Raw genomic sequence first — 16065 nt, forward strand, 5'->3', positions numbered from 1 at the left:
TGCATCCACTTTATCACGTATTGCTCGAGACTGCCGTTTCCTTGCGGTTTCAGGCTTTCACTATCCCTGAATCGCTTTTTGTGCAAGTACTTATAAGTCCGTCATCGCTACTTATATTAATAATAATGAACATATTCTAACACGTTCTTTTTTAAATCTCAATAGAGGAACGCGTCTATCTATGATAGAGTCTCGCCTATTTTTTCGTTATTTATTCCGTAATTTTCTTTAATGTGCTTAATTGCTTCACGCCTGCTGAGCGGAGCAAGCTCGTTATTTTGCACGTATTCCCAAACGACATCGGGCTTTGTTTTTGCATATTCACGAAGGACCCATCCAATCGCTTTTTGAATGAAAAATTCTTTCGAAGAATGTAGTTGTCCAATAACCCAAAAAAGAAGTTCTTCATCCATCTTTTGTTTATATTTTAGCTGGAATAAAATGGCGGCGCGTTGTAACCATATGTTATCTGATGCAATCCATTTTGGAATATAGGCAGAAATCAATTCTGGATGTTGTAAAAAGATATTACCTAAAAATGTAGGGACGATGCTATCGACAGTGTCCCACCAAGATTTTGTTACAATAAGTTCTTCTAAGAAGGGGATATGCGTTTCGTTTATATGCTTTTTATATTTTTGCATCATATCGAGTGCAGCTACCTGAAATTCTCGTTCTGGTAAATCCCAAAGCTCACGTACGATAATTTGGAAGTCTTTTGGATCTGGGAGAGTATGTATTTGGATGACGTCTTTTAATAATTGTCTTCTTTCAGGCGTTTGAATACCAAGAAATGGGAAGTGATTTTTCATATAACGTGCCATCGGTTCTGCTTTTTCCGGATTTTTGTGAGCTATGAAATGCTCTTGTAGTGCTTTTACAAATGGATGCATCGGTTGTTCTCCTCTCTTATTATCTTACTCCTATTATTATACAGAGGGTTTGGTTGAATTTTAAAACATAACTTGCAATGCAATGAAATATGTTGAGAGTAGAGAGGAGAGGATAAGATGGAAGATCAAGGCTTACTAGCAGGTTTCTTTGCTCTTAGTTTTGCGTTTATTCTTGTTATATTGATTTGGGCAGTTATTGCGTATTTGTTAACGGCTTTTGCACTGTATACGATGGCGAAAAATGACGGTGCAACGGATGGAGTTCTAGCATTTATTCCTTTTTTAAATAGTAAAATATGGGGTGATTTAGCGAAAGATAAATTACCAGATTTCTTGAAAGAAGAAGCAGGATGGAAAGTATTCGGCATATATGTCGCATGTTTCATTTTTAATTTCGTACCAATTTTATATTTAATAGCAACAGCTGTATCCATTGTGTTGTCTATTTATCTTATCTACGCTATTTTAGACAGATATGGAACGAACTCTATATTATTTACGATTATTCATGTCATCACATTTTCAGTGTTCTTGCCGATTCACTTGTTCATTATCAGAAATGAGCCGGTGAGGTATAACGAGTAAGTTTAATTTAAATATGTGTAATGAAAAAAGCGCCCTGATTATCAGAGCGCTTTTTGTGCTACATAAGGTAGCGTACATAAATATAAATATGAGAAATGATTAATGAAACGATCATAATTGGGAAACCGACTTTTAAGAAGTCCATGTAGCTAAATTTATGTCCTTCGCGGCTTGCGATACCTGCGACAATTACGTTAGCAGAAGCGCCGATTAATGTTCCGTTTCCGCCCAGACAAGCACCTAATGCTAATGCCCACCATAATACGTCGATTTGTGCGTCAGCAGGTGATAAACCTAATCCGACAGCCATATCGTTAATAAGAGGAATCATTGTTGCAACGAATGGAATGTTATCGATTGTTGCCGAGGCGATACCAGATACCCATAAAATAAGGATAGATGCGTAAGAAATATCTCCGCCTGTTATGCCAATTACTTTTTGAGCTAGCATTTTGATCAGACCGATATCGATAAGTCCTCCAACGAGTACGAATAGTCCTGCGAAGAAGAAGATTGTTACCCATTCTACACTTGCGAATACTTCTTCAATTTCATGCTCTTTCACACCGATTAGCATAAGAACAGTAGCACCAGTTAAAGCGATGATAGCTGCATCAACGTGGAAAATGGAATGAGTCATGAAACCTACAATTGTAAGTCCAAGTACTGTTAAAGATTTTTTCATTAATACTGGATCTTTAATGTATTGCTTTTCATCTAAACTCATTAATTTTTTAACTTGTACAGGATCAGCGATTAATTGTTTGCGGTACATGAAGTAAAGTATTGTCGCTGTCACACCAATGATAATAATTACGATTGGCGCTAAGTTTAGTAAGAAAGCATTGAAATCTAAATGCTTATTGGCAGAACCAATCATAATGTTAGGTGGATCACCAATTAATGTTGCTGTTCCCCCAATGTTTGAAAAAATAATTTCAGAAAGTAAATAAGGGACAGGATTTACTTGCAGTATGCGCGTAATAGATAAAGTAACTGGAACAACAAGAAGTACAGTTGTAACGTTATCTAAAAACGCGGAACCAAGTGCAGTAAGTAAGGAAAGTGAAATTAAAATTTTAATTGGATTTCCTTGCGCTCCTTTTGCTGCTTTAATGGCAACGTATTGGAAGACGCCCGATTTACTCGTAATGTTCACCAAAATCATCATACCGATGAGTAGTGTAATCGTCCCCCATTCAATATGTTTCGTAAAGGCATTGTGTAAATCAACAACCCCCATAATTACCATGAGTGCTGCACCAAGAAGTGCGATGACAGCGCGATTAATTTTTTCAGAAATAATAATGGCATATGTAATTAAAAAGACTGCGATAGCAAAATAATACTGCCAGTTTGCGAGCTCTTGCGTTGTTTCGTGCAAAACTCTCATCTCCTTTCATTCACTTTTCTTAGTGTGTCAAAAATTAACTAGATGAAACACACATAACGTCATTATAAAGTAGAAAAATGTCGGATGTAAATGAAAGGGCTTATTTTGTTATATTTTCTGCAAAGGTTACTTTTTCTTATTTTTAAAAATATTTGCGGGCATTTGACATATATATAAGATACATCCAATCTGAATATTTAAAATGGAATTAGCATTCGAGCTTGTTCGTGTAGGAGTGTCAAATAGAAAGGAATGACAAAGATGATAAGGAAGGGATCGTATGAATGAACAACAATTTTTATTTTTGGATTTTGAGTTTACGATGCCCCAGCACAGAAAAAAACCAAAAGGATTTTTCCCGGAGATTATTGAGGTAGGACTCGTTTCGGTTGTTGGCTGTAAGGTAGAAGATACGTATTCAGCTCATGTTAGGCCGAAAACTTTTCCATCTTTAACGGATCGATGTAAGAAGTTTTTAGGGATTAAACAAGAAGTCGTAGATAAAGGAATTTCGTTTCCAGAACTCGTTGAAAAACTTGCAGAATATGAAAAGAGATGTAAACCGACCATTGTTACGTGGGGAAATATGGATATGAAAGTGTTGAAGCATAATTGTGAAAAAGCGGGAGTAGATTTTCCGTTCCTAGGACAGTGCCGTGATTTATCACTTGAGTATAAGAAGTTTTTTGGTGAGAGAAATCAAACAGGACTGTGGAAAGCAATTGAGGCGTATGGAAAAGTAGGGACGGGTAAGCATCATTGTGCGCTAGATGATGCGATGACGACGTATAATATTTTTAAGTTAGTAGAAAAAGATAAAGAGTATTTAGTGAAACCAGCACCGCCAACATTAGGGGAACTCGTTGATTTTTCAAAAGTGTTAAAGAAAGTGAGTACACAGTAACGACCAAATTGCACAGTATGTAATTTGGTCGTTTTGTTTTTTTAAAGTTTATAGTCTTTTTTTAATTGTTCTAATGTTTCTAGACTACGAACTGCAAAAGGTGAATCATCTTCAGAAAATGAATTCATTTGAGTTTCTAATGCTAATTTGAGTGAATCTGTATAATCTGGAATTTCTCCTTCATATTTCTTCACCATTTGCTCTGGAATGTTCGTCTGTTCACGAAAAGCTAAAGCACGTCTTTCGTGGAAAAATGGTACGTCAGCTTGTTTTACGTTATGTAAGTCACCTTGCACTGGATGTTTTAAGACAGCTAATACTTTTACGACGTAACTGCCAGGGCGGCTATTTGTAACTTCGCCAATGTATTTTCCTGTTTTATAAATACCGGTAACGATTTCGCCAATTTCAAATGTTTCTCTCATATTTTTCACCTCAAGTTTATAGTAAGGAAAGTAGGAGAAGGAGTCAAAGAAATCATTCGCTTTCGGAATGCCCCCTTGAGAATGTGGATAGGTTCCACTATAATTTAAGTTAATATAACAGAAAATTCTGATGTTTCGCAAATCCTATAATAAGGAGTGATCTATATGATGCCATTATATTTTCCAGAAGATAAAACAGAATATATTATTCCGGGGATTGTTTGTGTTCTATTTATCATCGGTGCGATTGCTACGTGGCGTATGTTCGTTCGTGTATCAAAACGAGAAGCAGAGCGATTACAGAAAGTTGAAGAAAAGCTGTTAGCTGAAAAGAAACAGTAACTCATTTTTGTATGTTTCCCTCTATGCTCGGACAATCTAAGGGCAGAATGTATTTTGGAGGGAATGAAATGAAAAAACGGCTTTTTTTCAGTTGTTGTTTACTATTTCTGATGGCAGGTTGTGACCAAGGAAAGCCGAAAGAAATTGACGTGAAATTACATAATGCTTCAGGTGATGAAGTGGGGACTGCGAAAGTAACTCAGCAAACAAGCGGAGTGAAAATTACGATTAAAGGGGAAGGTTTCGCGCCAGGCCCGCACGGACTACATGTACACGAAATTGGAGAGTGTAAAGCACCTCGTTTTGAATCAGCTGGAAATCATTTTAATCCAGATGATAAAAAGCATGGACTACTTAATCCGAAGGGTGCAGAAAACGGTGATTTACCGAACGTAATTGCAGACGGTTCTGGGAAAATTAAAGCAGAAATCGATGCACCGCATATAACTCTCGAGGAAGGAAAAACAACGATTCATAGAAAAGATGGAGCGTCTATTATTATTACAGAAAATGCTGATGATGGTATGACACAACCGACAGGTAAATCAGGTGATCGAATTGCTTGTGGTGTTATTGTAAAAAAAGCGTCGGATATGAAGAAAAAGTAAAAGCTACCGTGCGCGGTAGCTTTTTTGTGTAGTGTAAGTGAAAATATATCAGCGATTATTGGAATATATCGACTGTAACTTAAAATATATCGGCGATTTTTAAAATATATCGACTTACCGACAAAAGTTGACAAAGGAGGCTGTCCTAAATAGCCTCCTTTCTTATTATGAAAACGTATGGCGCAGCCTGTTTAAAATTTCTTCTAAAACAGATCTTGGACAGCCGATGTTAATTCGAATATGTTCTTCGCCGCCTAATCCGTATTTCTCACCAGGTTCAACGATAATTTTCCCTTTTTCCTCAAGCAATTTAGTGCGCTCGTCTTGAGAAAGGTTTAGGGCAGAACAATCAATCCATAATAAAAAGCTACCTTCTGGCTTCGTTACGGAAAGAGTAGGTATGTGATCTTTCATATATTCACAAGCGAACTTAGCGTTATCTTCTATATAAAATCGAATTTCATTTAGCCAATCGTTACATTCTGTATAGGCACTTTGCATCGCTGTATAGGCGAATATATTTAATCCGTGGAAGCCTTGTCTATATTGGATGGATGTAAAGGCTTGACGGAGTTTTTCATTCGGAATGATAATAATCGATGCTTGTAATCCCGCGATATTAAATGTTTTACTCGGAGCCATACAAGTAATCGTGCGCGCGGCTAATTCTTCGGATAAAGAAGCGAACGGTGTATGTGTATGATCTGCGTAAATAATATCGGAATGAATTTCATCTGCGACAACGATTACATTATATTTGGTACATAAAGATCCAAGCTTTGTTAGTTCCTCTTTCGTCCAAACACGCCCTATCGGATTGTGAGGACTGCAAAGAAGCATGAGTTTAATGCCTTGTTGAAATTGCTTTTCTAAATGCTCAAAGTCAATCGCATATGTATCATTTTGTTTCTGTAATGGACTTACGCATAATTGTCTATTGTTTGTTGTGACCATTTCGAAAAATGGGGGATAAATAGGTGGTTGTACGAGAACGGATTCATTTTCCTTTGTGAAGGCCTGTATGCTCGTACTAAGAGCTGGAACGATTCCGGCGCTAAAGACAATCCACTCTTTTTGAATATCCCAGTTGTACTGTTTTTTTGTCCAGTTACAAATAATATCGCCAATATTTTCGGGAGGAAGTGTATAGCCGAAAATAGGATGCTCGATACGTTGCTTTAAAGCAGTTTGAATTGGTTGTGGTACTTCAAAATCCATATCAGCAATCCAAGCATGGATAAGTTCTTCGTTTTTATATGTATCCCATTTTGTACTATGAGTTCCACGTCGATTGACTGTTTTATGAAATAGTTGCATAAGTTTGCCCCCTTCTTCTGTAAAACCGTTAAGTTATGAAAGTTCTCTCTCTTCTTATAGAATAGCTGATGTGATAGGATAAAGAAAAGTATTAAAAAGTGAAAAGGCGGGAAGCGAATGGGTACATATGAAAAGATGATAGAGGTTGTGAAGAATTGGGATCCGTTTCAAATGGGACCGGAGTTTTATGAAACAGAAGCGAGCGATGTTGTGAACGTCGCAAGTGTGTTTGATGATCCGAAATACATCGCAAAGAAGATTCAACATATATACTTTATGTCTTTTGAGGAAGTACCTGCGCTTGAAAAATGTGAGAAGTTAGCTGTGGAATTACTTGTAATAAAAGAAGGCGGAAGTTGTTCATTGTAGGCTGTCGGAATTTCCGACAGCCTCTTTGATATTATTGCGCAGAAAAAGCGATAATTTCTTCATAAACATGTTCCGGTTTTTCTTCAGGTAGTAAATGCCCTGTATTTTCGTAAGAAATAAATTTCGAATTCGGTAAATCTTTGTGCAGACGATGACCTACATGTACAGGGACGACCCGATCTTTTTCACCCCAAATGAGTAGAGTAGGTGTTTCGATTTTTTGTAATTCAGTTGAAGATAAGTCACCTTCACGATCTCGTATCATACGAGTTAAAGCGGGGAATATACGGTTGTCATAAAAAGGGGCAGAGTAACCTGCCTTCATTTCATCGTCAATTAATGAATGATCATGAACGACATTCATTAAGTTATGAACAATGCCGCGCCGTATAATCCAATTCTTTACGTATAAATGAAAGAACGGTAAATAAGAAGAGTACAGTAAAGGTAAAGTTGCGCGTGCTAAATAGCTAGAGCTACATAGTAAAATTGTTTTTGAAATTAATTCAGGACGTATACGGTTTACGTAAAGTGAAATTTGGCCGCCCATAGAATGTCCAATTAACACAATGTTTGAGAGAGATAAGTGTTCAATTAAATCGATTATAATCGTTGCTAAATTATGATAAGAATACTTAAATAGATGAGACTTATCACTCTTCCCGAACGGTGGTAAATCAAGAGCAATGACTGTTCCTTCTTTCGATAATAAAGGAATAAGACGGCGGTAGCTGAATGAGGAAGATAAAAAGCCGTGAACGAGTACGAAAGTAGGACGTTCTGTTTTATTTTCATGTTCATACAATTCGTAATGAACAGTAGTGCCGCGAGTGGAAAAAGTGAAATAAGGACAAGTAGATTCGTGATTCATTTTTTGTCACTCCATTGATTTTTGTTCATATCATTTCCAAGGCAGAAAAAAATATGTTAACAAAAAAAGGCAAGATGACGATGTCATCTTGCCTTTCGTATATTCAGTATTACCCGCGAACAATATTAGGCGGTGTTTTTCCTTGTAACGCTGCAACTAAATTTTCAGCGGCGGTCATAGCCATTTGTTGCCTAGTTTTTAATGTTGCAGATCCGATATGTGGTAAGGTCACAACATTTTGTAAGGATAAGAGCGGATTGTCTTTTTGAATCGGCTCTTGTGTAAAAGTATCGATGCCTGCTGCAAAGATTTTCTTTTCTGTTAACGCATGAATTAACGCTTCTTCATCTACTGTTTTCCCGCGAGAAGCATTAATGAAGATAGCCGTTTCTTTCATGAATGAAAATTCCTTTTCTCCGATAAGATGGTACGTTTCATCTGTTAATGGAGTAAGAAGAACGATAAAGTCAGACTGCTTTAGAAGTGTCTGTAAATCACAATATGTAGCATCGAATTTTTGTTCAGCTTCTTCTTTTCGGCGACGGTTATAATAAAGAACATCCATATCAAATCCGAATTTCGCTCGTTTTGCAACAGCTTCACCAATTCGGCCCATACCGATAATGCCGATTGTACTATGGTGTACATCTAGCCCAAAGTGCTCTTTTCCAATTTCCGCATTCCATTTACCATTTTTTACGTAGGAGTCGAGTTCACAAACACGACGACCAGCAGATAACATAAGAGCAAAAACGAGGTCAGCTACTGTATCATCTAGTACGTAAGGTGTATTTGTTCCGATGACATTGCGCTTTTCCATCGTTTGTAAATCAAAATTATCGTAACCGACAGAAATGTTGCTTACTACTTTTAAGTTAGGAGCCGCCTCCAATAATTCTTCATTAATAGCAGATCCGAAATTTAATAAACCATCTTTATCTTGTATTTTCTCTAGTAGAACATCACGAGGTACCTTCTCATTTTGCTCCCATTTTTCATAATCACAGTGTTCTGATAAATAGTTTTCTACAAATGTTGGAACTGGTTCAGCAATATAAACTTTTGGTTTCACGATTCCATCCCCTTTCGCTTTATCACGCATTTTTCTGCTGAGTAAAGTTTCACTTTACCCCACTTTAACGAGCAGTAAGACTCCCACCTAAAAAGACGGTTGAGACAAAGAAGTGAGGTGGGAGATCAACTGCTCGTAAAAGCCCGATTGGAGCGGGCTAATAATCCATGGGGTGAACCTTTCCATGGATTAAAGTTTCACTTTATTTTGACATAATTCACTAAAAAAATCTTCTTTTCAAACTGGAAAGGCTATTTGTATAATTTAGACACAAACGAAAAGGAAGGATGATTTATATGGTGACAGAAAAAGAATTAGAATTATTAGCTTGTCTTGAAAAAAGTAGTCGATTAACTGTAGATACATTAGCGAAGCTGTTAAATATAGAAGTAGAAGAAGTAAAGAAAATGGTTGAAAAATTAGAAGCGGAAAAGATTATCGTGGATTATGTAACACATATCGATTGGACGAAGGTGAAAGAACATACAGGTTTAACGGCAATGATTGATGTGAAAGTTACGCCAAAGCACGGCGTTGGGTTCGATGCGGTTGCTGAGCAAATTTATCGTTATTCAGAAGTGAAATCTGTGTATTTAATGTCAGGGACATATGACCTTTCTATTACATTAGAAGGAAAGACAATGGGAGAAGTGGCAATGTTTGTTTCTGAGAAATTAGCAACAATTGAATCTGTCGTTTCTACGACAACGCATTTTATTTTGAAGAAGTATAAACATGAGGGAATTATTTATGAAAAAAACGATGATGATAAGCGAATTGTGGTGACACCATGAAGCAATTTGAACTATCTAGAGCAGCGGAATCTTTACAACCATCTGGTATTCGAAAGTTTTTCGATTTAGCAGCAAATATGAAAGGTGTTATTTCGCTTGGAGTAGGAGAGCCTGATTTCGTTACACCTTGGAATGTGAGGCAAGCATGTATCCGTTCTTTAGAACAAGGATATACGTCATATACAGCAAATGCAGGATTATTGGAGCTCCGTCAAGAAATAGCAAAGTATCTAAAAAAACAATTTGCAGTTTCTTATGATCCAAACGATGAAATCATTGTTACAGTTGGAGCAAGTCAGGCGTTAGATGTAGCGATGCGCGCCATTATAAATCCTGATGATGAAGTACTCATTATTGAGCCAAGTTTCGTTTCTTATGCCCCGCTTGTGACATTAGCTGGAGGCGTTCCAGTTCCTGTGGCGACTACTTTAGAAAATGAATTTAAAGTACAACCAGAACAAATTGAGGCAGCTATTACAGCGAAGACAAAAGCAATTTTACTTTGTTCACCAAATAACCCAACAGGTGCAATGTTAAACAAGTCCGAGCTTGAAGAAATAGCAGTGATTGTTGAGAAGTACAATTTAATCGTATTATCTGATGAAATTTATGCAGAACTTGTATACGACGAAGCATATACAAGTTTCGCGAGTATTAAAAATATGCGCGAGCATACGATTTTAATTTCGGGATTTTCAAAAGGATTTGCAATGACAGGATGGCGTCTTGGTATGATTGCAGCTCCTGTTCATTTTTCAGAATTAATGCTCAAAATTCACCAATATTCTATGATGTGTGCCCCAACGATGTCTCAGTTCGCAGCACTTGAAGCGTTACGTGCGGGGAATGATGAAGTAATCCGGATGAGAGATAGTTATAAGAAACGCCGTAATTTTATGACGACATCTTTCAATGAAATGGGATTAACGTGTCACGTGCCGGGCGGAGCATTTTATGTCTTTCCTTCAATCTCTTCAACTGGACTATCTTCAGCGGAATTTGCAGAACAGTTATTATTAGAAGAAAAAGTGGCTGTTGTACCTGGAAGTGTATTTGGCGAAAGTGGCGAAGGGTTTATTCGTTGTTCGTATGCAACATCGCTTGAACAGCTTATGGAAGCAATGAAGAGAATGGAACGGTTTATAGAGAATAAAAAAAGGACAAAACACAATACGTTTTGTCCATAAAAGGGGGGGAATACTAGAAAGCCATGTGTTAGTATTCTATCCTAATATTGGAGAATTATACTTACTTAAGGAAATTTTTTCATGAATTTTGAATGAGCTCTGTCATAGTGGTATAATTTACTAATATAAGGTATGCGTATCCTGAGTTGCTTTACTTACGGTACGTATTAACTAATCGGATATTTAACAATAAATCATCTGCTTTGCTATCTACAATTGTAGAGAAAATGGTAAACGTATGGGAGTGTTTCATATGTCAGAACAATATACAACAGGAGTGGTTGTAACAGGGAAAGTGACTGGGATTCAAGATTACGGTGCATTTGTAGCGTTAGATGCAGAAACACAAGGACTTGTGCATATATCTGAAATTACAAATGGATATGTAAAGGATATTCATGACTTTTTAAAAGTCGGCGATACAGTAGAAGTAAAAGTACTTTCAATTGATGAAGAACACAGAAAAATGAGTTTATCGTTAAAAGCGGCGAAAAGAAAACAAGGACGGATTCTTATACCGAATCCATCTAAGGACGGATTTAATACGCTGCGAGAAAAGCTAACAGAATGGATTGAAGAGTCTGAGTTAACAAAGTAAAAGAGGAGCGCATATGAGCGTTCCTCTTTTACTTTTTCTTATGATATATATTTGCAAATATGATTGCATGCAATCATATTCGTATGTCGAAGGTGAAGTAAAGACATACTGACTAGCGAATTTCGTTCGTTTCTGGGTGAGTACCAAGATTTTCTGATGGTTTAAAGAGTAAACCAAGATTGATAAGCCCAGAAATACCGACGATGCCGTAAATAATACGTGCAAGAGCTGAGTTTTGTCCACCGAAAATGGCTGCCACTAAGTCAAACTGGAAGAACCCAATTAATCCCCAGTTTACAGCGCCAATTACAGTAAAGACTAATGCGATACGTTGCAAAGTACTCATGAAAAAGCCCCCCTTAATTGTGAAGCATGAGCAAGTGATGAGTTAATTAACTCTTTTATAGAATGGGGTAGTTATGTTGTTTTTATACATAAAAAATGTTCGAAACAGGATGTATATACATCTATACCGAAAAATGCGAATTTTTATGCAAAAAATGAACTTTTTTTAAAAAATATATATTGGTTACGTTTACAAGGGGTGAATCGCTTGATTTACAACTTCAGTTTCGCTAAAGTGAATACAGAAATACATATCCATAATTGGAGGGAAAAAGATGAGTACACATGTAACGTTCGACTATTCTAAAGCGTTATCCTTCATCGGTGAACATGAAATCACTTATTTACGTGATGCAGTGAAAGTAACACATCACGCAATCCACGGAAAAACTGGAGCTGGGAACGATTTCCTTGGGTGGGTAGACCTTCCGCTTCAATATGACAAAGAAGAATTTGCTCGCATTCAAAAATGCGCAGAAAAAATTAAAAATGACTCTGACATTTTACTTGTTGTAGGTATCGGTGGTTCTTACCTAGGAGCACGTGCAGCAATTGAAATGTTAAACCATTCTTTCTACAACACACTTTCTAAAGAACAACGTAAAACTCCACAAGTGCTATTTGTTGGACAAAACATTAGCTCCACTTACATGAAAGATTTAATGGATGTACTAGAAGGTAAAGACTTCTCTATTAACGTTATTTCCAAATCAGGTACAACAACAGAGCCAGCACTAGCATTCCGTATTTTCCGTAAGTTATTAGAAGAAAAGTATGGAAAAGAAGAAGCTCGCAAACGTATTTATGCAACTACAGATAAAGCGCGTGGTGCATTAAAAACATTAGCTGATAATGAAGGTTACGAAACATTCGTTATTCCAGATGATGTTGGAGGACGTTTCTCTGTATTAACGCCAGTTGGTTTATTGCCAATCGCAGTGAGTGGCTTAAATATTGAAGAGATGATGAAAGGTGCAGCTGCTGGTCGTGAGGACTTCGGTACATCAGAACTAGAAGAAAACCCAGCTTACCAATACGCAGTAGTTCGTAACGCTCTATACAATAAAGGAAAAACAATTGAAATGCTTGTTAACTATGAGCCAGCACTTCAATACTTCGCTGAGTGGTGGAAACAGTTATTTGGTGAAAGTGAAGGAAAAGATCAAAAAGGTATTTTCCCATCTTCAGCAAACTTCTCAACTGACTTACATTCATTAGGTCAATACGTTCAAGAAGGTCGTCGTGACTTATTTGAAACAGTTCTAAAAGTAGGTAAACCTACACATGAACTAACAATCGAATCAGAAGAAAACGATTTAGATGGATTAAATTACCTTGCTGGTGAAACTGTAGACTTCGTAAACACGAAAGCATACGAAGGTACATTACTTGCACATAGCGATGGCGGAGTACCAAACTTAATCGTAAATATTCCTGAATTAAATGAGTACACATTCGGTTACCTTGTATACTTCTTCGAAAAAGCATGTGCGATGAGCGGCTACTTATTAGGCGTAAATCCATTTGACCAACCAGGAGTAGAAGCATACAAGAAAAACATGTTTGCTTTACTTGGTAAACCAGGATTTGAAGAATTAAAAGCAGAATTAGAAGAGCGTTTAAAATAATAAAAAGCGGCCGGATCCGGCCGCTTTTTATTATTTCATCGAAAAGTCCATCAGTATATTCAAACTAGAGTGGGTATGCTAAAGAAAAAGTCTAGGAGGGATGGACTTGATTCCGATTCATTCAAATTTAGAAGGATGTACATATGCGTTATATAAGTTAGAAGAAATAATGAAGCCACTCGGATATAGCATTGGTGGCAATTGGGATTATGATAAAGGATGCTTTGATTATAAAATTGATGAAGAAGATGGCTATCAATTTCTGCGAGTGCCATTTACAGCGGTGAATGGTGAATTAGATGTGCCAGGTGTAATAGTTCGTCTTGAAACGCCGTATATTCTTTCGCACGTATATCAAGACGAACTAGATGATCATGTAAATACGTTAACAGCCGGCACGAGTGGATTGGATCAATTTGCTGAGCCGAAAGATCCAGATGGAGATGTAAAAAGAAAATATATCAATATTGGGAAAGTGCTCATGCAAGAATTAGAGCGTCATTTTACTAATGGTGAATAACAATGAGTATGTCGCTTTCAATGAGAACAAAGGAATGAACTGGATTAATCATATATTGTTCGTCGCGCTTTATACCTAGTAAGAGAATATTTTGTTTTAAAAGAGTATAGCTACAATTGGCAAAAGTTTGTCCGGTGCAGGACATGGGAAGCTCCATCAGTTGTAATTTATTATCAGAGATTTCGTCGTAAAGTGAAAATAGTACACCTGAAATGGAAGGGAATAAAAGAGAAGCGGTAAATACATAGCTCGTTAATTTATTTCCTTCTATAATTTCTGACACGCCAGCTCTCGTTGCATTTTGTATTTGTTCAGAAGTAAGAAGTTCAGCGATGCAGTGAATGTTTGGGTTGAGCCCTTTTGCAGTTAAAATATTTAAAATGGACTGTGTATCCGCTAAGCTTTCATTTTTTTCTTTATCGGCTGTTATTAATATGGTGTGTGCCGTTGTAATATTAGCTTTTAATAACGTTTGGTCGTGATGGGGACACCCCTTTATAAATTCTAAATGATGAAATGGTTTTGGCAGTAAAGAAAGTGTTTCATCAATTAAAACGATATCAAGGTTTGGTTGTAATACGTGCATTTGTTTTACAACATGTTTTGCTCGTTCATTCCAGCCGACAATAATCATATGACCGTTAGAAGTCGCAGCTTCTTCTCCTTTAATTTTCATATATTGTTTATTAATCATTTCAGTAGCAAACAGCACCATATAATAAGAACAAAATCCAGTTCCTAATAAAATAATACTCATACCGATAAGTTTCCCGATTAGTGTATGAGGGGCAAAGTCACCATAGCCAACAGTGAAAATTGTAACGATTGACCACCAAATTCCATCAAACCATGTGGTAAAGTGTGATGGTTCTAATCTATGTATAAGAAAGCCAGAAAAAGCAGTAAGTATAACAATAAAGCAAATTAAACGAAAAATAATGGAATCACGAAATGTATCTACTAAATTCGGACGGGATTTCAATTGCCTATTCCTCCTTACTTTGCAGGACTACATTCATTGTTGCCATTATAGAAAAAAGAAAAACTCTCTAATTTAAAAGAGAGTTTGTTTTACGTTACATACTTTCCACTTCAGTTTGTTGAACACTTTCGAGATGCTGGAGAGCATAGTAAACATCAGCAGTATGTCTTTTTTGATCGATACATAATTTAAGATGCAAATAGTGCGAGCCATTCTCCAATGTTTTAAGCTTCATATTCTTTACTTTTATATCCATTTCTTTTATTTCTTCAATTACAACCGGGATATTGTCCATATTTCGCACAACAAGTTTTACTGCGATATCACGTTGACGAAATGATCTAGGTCCTACAAATTTCATTGTTAATGGTATAAGTTCAACGCTAATCATAAGGAAACACATTCCAAAAATCGCTTCGATATAGAACCCAGCTCCAACAGCAATACCAATACCAGATGCGCCCCAAATCATAGCAGCAGTTGTTAATCCGGCAATACTATCGTTTCCTCTACGTAAAATAACACCGGCACCTAAAAAACCAATCCCTGATACAATTTGAGCGGCAAGTCGAAGTGGGTCCATATTCATATGATCAGTATGTGGTAAATTGTAAGCTGCTTTAATAGAAACAATGGTCAGGAGGCAACTAATGATAGAAATAACTAAACACGTTTTTAAACCAAGTGGTTTACGTTTTAATTCGCGCTCTAAACCGATGGCGAACCCTAAAATAGCCGAGAGACCTAGTTTGATTAATAAATCGGTATAGTCCATATATATTCCTCCTTGTATGGTATCGTATATAAATAAAACGTTTATTATAGAAAGAAACGTTTTTGGATAGAGTGACTTTATATAGAATATATGTAGGAATCTCTTAGAAATGAAAGAGATATTTCGTTTAAGTATATGATATTAAAAAAGAAATGTAGTTAATTTAAAAAAAGTTTATAAAAGGTGTTGCATTTCATTTTTCTGCATGATATATTAATAACCGTCGCTGATGCGGAAACGCAGAAAACGACAAAAAAGAAATTAAAAAACTTAGTTGACATCGAAAAACGAAGATGTTAACATAAGGAAGTCGCAAATGAGCGACCAAGTAGTTCTTTGAAAACTGAACGAAACAAACAACGTGAAACGTCAATTTTTATTTTATGATGCTAGACAAACTAACTTTATTGGAGAGTTTGATCCTGGCTCAGGATGAACGCTGGCGGCGTGCCTAATA

At 36.6% G+C, this 16065-nt stretch carries 19 protein-coding genes; 10 read left to right on the forward strand and 9 right to left on the reverse strand.

Annotated elements, in window-relative coordinates; genetic code table 11:
• Nucleotides 1–179: 179 nt before the first annotated feature.
• A complete protein-coding gene (locus tag RCJ96_RS26550; RefSeq protein ID WP_074606376.1) occupies nucleotides 180–893 on the reverse strand; it encodes a DNA alkylation repair protein in 714 nt (237 codons plus the stop codon).
• A 117-nt stretch (nucleotides 894–1010) separates the two neighbouring features.
• Between RCJ96_RS26550 and RCJ96_RS26555 the strand changes: the two genes are divergently transcribed.
• Nucleotides 1011–1478, forward strand: a complete 468-nt coding sequence (locus RCJ96_RS26555; protein WP_000390057.1) for a hypothetical protein — start codon at nucleotides 1011–1013, stop codon at nucleotides 1476–1478.
• 58 nt (nucleotides 1479–1536) lie between these two features.
• Here RCJ96_RS26555 and RCJ96_RS26560 read toward each other — a convergent pair whose 3' ends face one another.
• Nucleotides 1537–2862: an ArsB/NhaD family transporter gene (locus RCJ96_RS26560; protein ID WP_000545225.1), complete on the reverse strand. Its 1326-nt coding sequence runs from the start codon at nucleotides 2860–2862 to the stop codon at nucleotides 1537–1539.
• Nucleotides 2863–3151: 289 nt separating this feature from the next.
• On the opposite strand from RCJ96_RS26560, the gene kapD reads away from it, so the two are divergent.
• Nucleotides 3152–3775: a 3'-5' exonuclease KapD gene (gene kapD, locus RCJ96_RS26565; RefSeq protein WP_061131734.1), complete on the forward strand. Its 624-nt coding sequence runs from the start codon at nucleotides 3152–3154 to the stop codon at nucleotides 3773–3775.
• Nucleotides 3776–3816: 41 nt separating this feature from the next.
• On the opposite strand, the gene RCJ96_RS26570 is transcribed toward kapD, so the two are convergent.
• Nucleotides 3817–4200, reverse strand: a complete 384-nt coding sequence (locus RCJ96_RS26570) for a kinase-associated lipoprotein B (RefSeq protein WP_001209341.1) — start codon at nucleotides 4198–4200, stop codon at nucleotides 3817–3819.
• Between the two features lie 165 nt (nucleotides 4201–4365).
• Between RCJ96_RS26570 and RCJ96_RS26575 the strand changes: the two genes are divergently transcribed.
• A complete protein-coding gene (locus RCJ96_RS26575; RefSeq protein WP_000982760.1) occupies nucleotides 4366–4542 on the forward strand; it encodes a hypothetical protein in 177 nt (58 codons plus the stop codon).
• 68 nt (nucleotides 4543–4610) lie between these two features.
• A complete protein-coding gene (gene sodC / locus RCJ96_RS26580) occupies nucleotides 4611–5150 on the forward strand; it encodes a superoxide dismutase [Cu-Zn] (protein WP_000746504.1) in 540 nt (179 codons plus the stop codon).
• A 165-nt stretch (nucleotides 5151–5315) separates the two neighbouring features.
• Here the strand turns inward: sodC and RCJ96_RS26585 are convergent, their stop codons facing one another.
• Entirely contained in the window at nucleotides 5316–6467 is a 1152-nt protein-coding gene (locus tag RCJ96_RS26585; protein ID WP_074606374.1) for a MalY/PatB family protein, read from the reverse strand.
• 117 nt (nucleotides 6468–6584) lie between these two features.
• On the opposite strand from RCJ96_RS26585, the gene RCJ96_RS26590 reads away from it, so the two are divergent.
• On the forward strand, nucleotides 6585–6836 hold the full coding sequence (locus tag RCJ96_RS26590) for a YugE family protein (RefSeq protein ID WP_000537632.1): 252 nt from the start codon (nucleotides 6585–6587) through the stop codon (nucleotides 6834–6836).
• A 31-nt stretch (nucleotides 6837–6867) separates the two neighbouring features.
• On the opposite strand, the gene RCJ96_RS26595 is transcribed toward RCJ96_RS26590, so the two are convergent.
• Nucleotides 6868–7707 (reverse strand): alpha/beta fold hydrolase, encoded by an 840-nt coding sequence (locus RCJ96_RS26595; RefSeq protein ID WP_416504347.1) that lies wholly within the window; start codon nucleotides 7705–7707, stop codon nucleotides 6868–6870.
• A gap of 109 nt (nucleotides 7708–7816) precedes the next feature.
• Nucleotides 7817–8809 carry a 2-hydroxyacid dehydrogenase gene (locus tag RCJ96_RS26600; RefSeq protein WP_416504348.1) on the reverse strand — a complete coding sequence of 331 codons (993 nt, stop codon included), beginning with the start codon at nucleotides 8807–8809 and terminating at the stop codon, nucleotides 7817–7819.
• A gap of 266 nt (nucleotides 8810–9075) precedes the next feature.
• Between RCJ96_RS26600 and RCJ96_RS26605 the strand changes: the two genes are divergently transcribed.
• The 3 genes from RCJ96_RS26605 (at nucleotide 9076) to yugI (ending at nucleotide 11358) form a co-directional block, all read left to right on the forward strand.
• Nucleotides 9076–9573, forward strand: a complete 498-nt coding sequence (locus RCJ96_RS26605; protein WP_000255706.1) for an Lrp/AsnC family transcriptional regulator — start codon at nucleotides 9076–9078, stop codon at nucleotides 9571–9573.
• A complete protein-coding gene (locus RCJ96_RS26610) occupies nucleotides 9570–10760 on the forward strand; it encodes an aminotransferase (protein WP_000808515.1) in 1191 nt (396 codons plus the stop codon). Before RCJ96_RS26605 ends, RCJ96_RS26610 begins: the two co-directional genes overlap by 4 nt.
• 253 nt (nucleotides 10761–11013) lie before the next feature.
• Nucleotides 11014–11358, forward strand: a complete 345-nt coding sequence (gene yugI / locus RCJ96_RS26615; protein ID WP_000003767.1) for a S1 domain-containing post-transcriptional regulator GSP13 — start codon at nucleotides 11014–11016, stop codon at nucleotides 11356–11358.
• 112 nt (nucleotides 11359–11470) lie between these two features.
• On the opposite strand, the gene RCJ96_RS26620 is transcribed toward yugI, so the two are convergent.
• Nucleotides 11471–11704 carry a DUF378 domain-containing protein gene (locus tag RCJ96_RS26620; RefSeq protein ID WP_000105788.1) on the reverse strand — a complete coding sequence of 78 codons (234 nt, stop codon included), beginning with the start codon at nucleotides 11702–11704 and terminating at the stop codon, nucleotides 11471–11473.
• A gap of 274 nt (nucleotides 11705–11978) precedes the next feature.
• On the opposite strand from RCJ96_RS26620, the gene RCJ96_RS26625 reads away from it, so the two are divergent.
• Both RCJ96_RS26625 and RCJ96_RS26630 read left to right on the forward strand, forming a co-directional pair.
• The gene (locus RCJ96_RS26625; protein WP_416504349.1) at nucleotides 11979–13331 is read left to right on the forward strand and encodes a glucose-6-phosphate isomerase; all 1353 of its coding nucleotides are present in this window, start codon (nucleotides 11979–11981) and stop codon (nucleotides 13329–13331) included.
• A 106-nt stretch (nucleotides 13332–13437) separates the two neighbouring features.
• Complete coding sequence (locus tag RCJ96_RS26630) at nucleotides 13438–13851, forward strand: YugN-like family protein (protein WP_139302697.1); 414 nt, start codon at nucleotides 13438–13440, stop codon at nucleotides 13849–13851.
• On the opposite strand, the gene RCJ96_RS26635 is transcribed toward RCJ96_RS26630, so the two are convergent.
• Together RCJ96_RS26635 and RCJ96_RS26640 are read right to left on the reverse strand one after the other, a co-directional pair.
• Nucleotides 13838–14833 (reverse strand): potassium channel family protein, encoded by a 996-nt coding sequence (locus RCJ96_RS26635; protein ID WP_000842328.1) that lies wholly within the window; start codon nucleotides 14831–14833, stop codon nucleotides 13838–13840. The genes RCJ96_RS26630 and RCJ96_RS26635 overlap by 14 nt on opposite strands.
• Nucleotides 14834–14927: 94 nt before the next feature.
• Nucleotides 14928–15608 carry an MgtC/SapB family protein gene (locus RCJ96_RS26640; RefSeq protein ID WP_000386681.1) on the reverse strand — a complete coding sequence of 227 codons (681 nt, stop codon included), beginning with the start codon at nucleotides 15606–15608 and terminating at the stop codon, nucleotides 14928–14930.
• Nucleotides 15609–16065 lie beyond the last annotated feature (457 nt).

This window comes from Bacillus sp. BSL6, assembly GCF_052928345.1.